Raw genomic sequence first — 3,815 nt, forward strand, 5'->3', positions numbered from 1 at the left:
CGTACACTTGTAAACCAATAAAAGGACTAGCAGAAACAGTCAATCAGTACCTGGATTTAAACGATAACCTGTAAACTATTTTTAGGACGAGTCACTTTCTATAAATCCCCCTCGCCCCCTTTACCCGAATTTATTTTCCCAAACCAAGTCATTAATCCAAGGGGGAGTTCGTAGCTTTTATCACTAGACTCTTGTCTCGCGGATCTTGCTTCTTGTTTCTTGATACTAGCTACTAGCTCTACTACTTGGCACTTAGTCTTAGCGTAAAGAGATTGCTTCTTCGCTCCTACCTCGCTTATCGCAATGACGAACCTTGGCTCTAGAATCTCGCTTCTTGATACTGTAAGGATTAAAGGTTAATGGATTAAGGATTAAAGGTTAATGGATTAAGGGTTAAAGGTTAACAGGTTAAAATTGAGCACAGGATTAATACTGAATATACCAGTCATTTCAGATTATCATCGACTCAACTTTCTTGTCTCTTACTTCTTGTCTCTAGGATCTAGAATCTCTGAAAGAGATTGCTTCTTCGCTCCTACCTCGCTTATCGCAATGACGAATAATGACTCTTGCTTCTTGCTACTTGATTCTTGGCTCTTGGCTCTTGTTTCTTGATTCTTGATACTATCTACTTAATACTTAATTATACTTTGCCGGCATATCGGGAGCTACCATGGAATTCTTTATAAACTCGCGGATATCCTCATTGGAAGTCTCCAGATCCTCTGCCCGCAGATACATCATGTGGCCACTTCTATAGCCTTTCCAGGAAATTCTGTCGGCCATTCTCCCTGCAGCATCGATTTGCCATAAGTTATACTTTGCATTGAAGAAATCGGTTCCCCCATCGTAGTACCCAGACTGGACCATTACATGCAAGTAAGGATTTTGGCGCATGGCACTTCCCAGATCTTGCCCCGTAGTCTCATTTGAGCGATTCCACGGATGCACAGGACCAAATAAATTATAAGTCAAGTCAGTTTTGAAATTCAGATTTTCTCTGACATAGATTTGGAAGGAAGGGGCAAATGCGTGGTTCCAAGAAGATAAAGCCGGATCAAAATCCGGTCTGGAGCCTGTGCCTGCATTGTCAAATCCCTTGTATCTACTGTCCAATCTACCTACGGTCATGCCCTGATCTCTAAGTAGTTCTTTCCAGAAGAAATTTGTGGGGATCAACAGGTTATGCTCAAGCACCACTTTTTTGTCGAGACCCGAGTACAATGCGTATTTTGTAGCTATGGCATCTCTTTCTATAGCGGGAAGATTTCCACCTCTCACTACGGCAGGAATTAACTCGTTGATTGTGAAAGCTTCTACCTCAGGTAAAATATCATCCAAATCCCTACTCTGCAAAGACTCATCCAAGGCTTTGTGATACCAAGCCGTAGCTGCGTAATAAGGTAGGTAGTTAGAAGTATGGATAGGTGCGCCACGCTCTATTCCCAATTCGGTAGGTGAGACCATAATCACGCCGTTGAAATACATCCAGTGGGCATTTTGGAGCTGAGCTACCAAGCCTGCTACTCTGGTGGTACCATAGCTTTCTCCGATAAGATACTTTGGCGAAGCCCAGCGACTGGTGCGGGTTACAAATGTATTCACCCAGTCTGCCAAGTATTGAATGTCAGAATTGATCCCAAAGAAAGTTGAGCGGTCTACTTCCTCATCTACGATTCTGGAATATCCCGTATTCACAGGATCTATATACACAATGTCCGCTACATCAAGGATAGAATACGGGTTGGACTTGATACCATAAGGCTGTAGCGGGTAGCCCTCCTCATCAATATTCAAGACAACAGGACCTGTATAGGCAATATGCATCCAGATGGAAGCTGAACCCGGCCCCCCGTTGAATGAAATCACCAAAGGACGGGTGGTCTTGTCCTGAATATCTGTCCGCTCATAATAGGTATAAAACAAGGATGCAATAGGCTTCCCTTTTTCACTCCATACCGGCTGGGTTCCGGCGGTAGCTTTGTAAGGGACTTTCTTGCCTTTGATAGTAGTTTCATGCGTGGTCACCACAGCGGATTCTACTTCTATCTGTCTTTCCGTTTGGGCTAGAACTACAGAAAGCACAGTTGCAAAAAATAATGTTAAGCTTAATTTTCTCATAAAGTAAAGTGGAAGGTTTGGATACATGAATCTAGCATTTGGCAAATCCAAATCAATCAACAATTACACAAATGGAGCATGCATCATTTATTTTCAAGCATATTGCTTACACTTACCAGTTTGGCGATGATCACCGTGGGGTAAAGTATCCCTGTCATCGAAAGGAAAACAGCTTGCATTTTGGCCATAATCTGAACAGGATATATATCTCCAAAGCCCACCGTAGTCATGGAAACCATACTGAAATAAATGTAAGAGGCAAAATCCTCGTCATTCCCACTTATATTCAGTCCTCCTTCTATTGCCGATCCCGTCAATATCTGGATTATTTCAAAGACAAAAGCCCCTAAGATTGCCACCAATAAGTACACATTGACAGCCCCGATCACGCGATATACAGTAATTCGATCATTTCGGAATAACTGTCTAATATTCAATCCAATAAAAACAATCATATTAAGTATCCCTACGAACCTTTCTCCTAAATAAAAATCAAAATCGAACGAGGAAAACCTCAGTAGTCGAAGGCTCAACTGGGCAATAAACAGGATAGTCGTCAAAGCAATTAGTGAGGGTTTCTTCGATGACCATATTCCCGTGAAAAACAGAAATAAAAAAACTGAATTGATAAAAATACTGCCCATATGCCCATATACAATCAAGATCGGCAGTATAAAGACGGTGAAAACTAAAATAACAAACAACACAGAAAAACTGGAATCAGTCATCCAGAAATTCTTAAAAGAATAACCCACGCTCTTTACCTCCTTCTCATTGCCCCTTTCATTTTGTCCCATAGTTTCCCCTTCAACAATTAAAATTCAATTTCTCCCGACAACACTTTCACAGCCTGCCCTCGGATGATCACGCGATTATCCCGTTTCTCTAAATGAAGTTCACCTCCCCTTTGGCTTGCCTGATAGGCTTTAAGTTTATTTTTACCGGATCTTTGAAACCAATAATCCATCAGCGCACAATGTGCAAAGCCGGTAACTGGATCCTCATCAATGCCTACATTCGGTCCAAAAAAACGACTATATATATCAAATATCCCTTTTCCCGGAGCAGTAATGATAATTCCTTCTTCGCTGTGCTCCTTCACCACAGAAAAATCAGGCTTACATGACTCTATGGCATTGGCATCTTCCAACTCAAAAATCCAATTCTTTCTTAATCGGGCAGAATGCGTGATTCTTGCTCCAAAGAAATCATTTCCAAAAAAAGGATGCTGCTCTACGAAGGTGGAAATTAGCGGAAAATCCATCTCCAGCCATTCACCAACACTTTTTACCCGCAGCTCTCCACTTCGTGTTTGGAAGCGGATCGTTTCGCCTGTTTTAGCCCAACCGGCCTTTACCATCCAAAAAGCTGAAGCCAATGTAGCATGTCCACAGAGATCGATTTCGAGAGCCGGAGTAAACCAACGGAGACTATATGAGTCCGACTCAGAAGTCCGCTGTACAAAGGCCGTTTCGCTCAGATTCATTTCCATAGCTATGGTCTGCATCTGCCCGTCCGACAGATCCTCATCCAATAAACAAACTGCGGCGGGATTTCCTGAAAATGCCTTGTCAGTAAAAGCATCAACAGTAGTTATAGTTATTTTCATATGTTTATAATTTTTCTGTCACTTCATTTTTATATTTTTAGGTAAGGGTAAGAAAACGCTAAGAAGTTAAATTTTCATATTCATG

At 41.8% G+C, this 3,815-nt stretch carries 3 protein-coding genes; all 3 read right to left on the bottom strand.

The genetic code is table 11. From position 1 onward, the window contains the following. Positions 1-639: 639 nt before the first annotated feature. Positions 640-2,121: a S10 family serine carboxypeptidase-like protein gene (locus tag J2X69_RS24660; RefSeq protein ID WP_310109514.1), complete on the bottom strand. Its 1,482-nt coding sequence runs from the start codon at positions 2,119-2,121 to the stop codon at positions 640-642. A gap of 83 nt (positions 2,122-2,204) precedes the next feature. Then, positions 2,205-2,918, bottom strand: a complete 714-nt coding sequence (locus tag J2X69_RS24665) for a potassium channel family protein (RefSeq protein ID WP_310109517.1) — start codon at positions 2,916-2,918, stop codon at positions 2,205-2,207. A 17-nt stretch (positions 2,919-2,935) separates the two neighbouring features. After that, on the bottom strand, positions 2,936-3,730 hold the full coding sequence (locus tag J2X69_RS24670) for a PhzF family phenazine biosynthesis protein (RefSeq protein WP_310109520.1): 795 nt from the start codon (positions 3,728-3,730) through the stop codon (positions 2,936-2,938). Between the last annotated feature and the right edge of the window lie 85 nt (positions 3,731-3,815).

The sequence above is a fragment of the Algoriphagus sp. 4150 genome (assembly GCF_031457395.1).
GTDB lineage: Bacteria > Bacteroidota > Bacteroidia > Cytophagales > Cyclobacteriaceae > Algoriphagus.

Bases quoted from the DNA above. Each gene is read 5' to 3' on its own strand.
- J2X69_RS24660 (WP_310109514.1), bottom strand. From the start codon at position 2,121: ATGAGAAAATTAAGCTTAACATTATTTTTTGCAACTGTGCTTTCTGTA.
- J2X69_RS24665 (WP_310109517.1), bottom strand. From the start codon at position 2,918: ATGGGACAAAATGAAAGGGGCAATGAGAAGGAGGTAAAGAGCGTGGGT.
- J2X69_RS24670 (WP_310109520.1), bottom strand. From the start codon at position 3,730: ATGAAAATAACTATAACTACTGTTGATGCTTTTACTGACAAGGCATTT.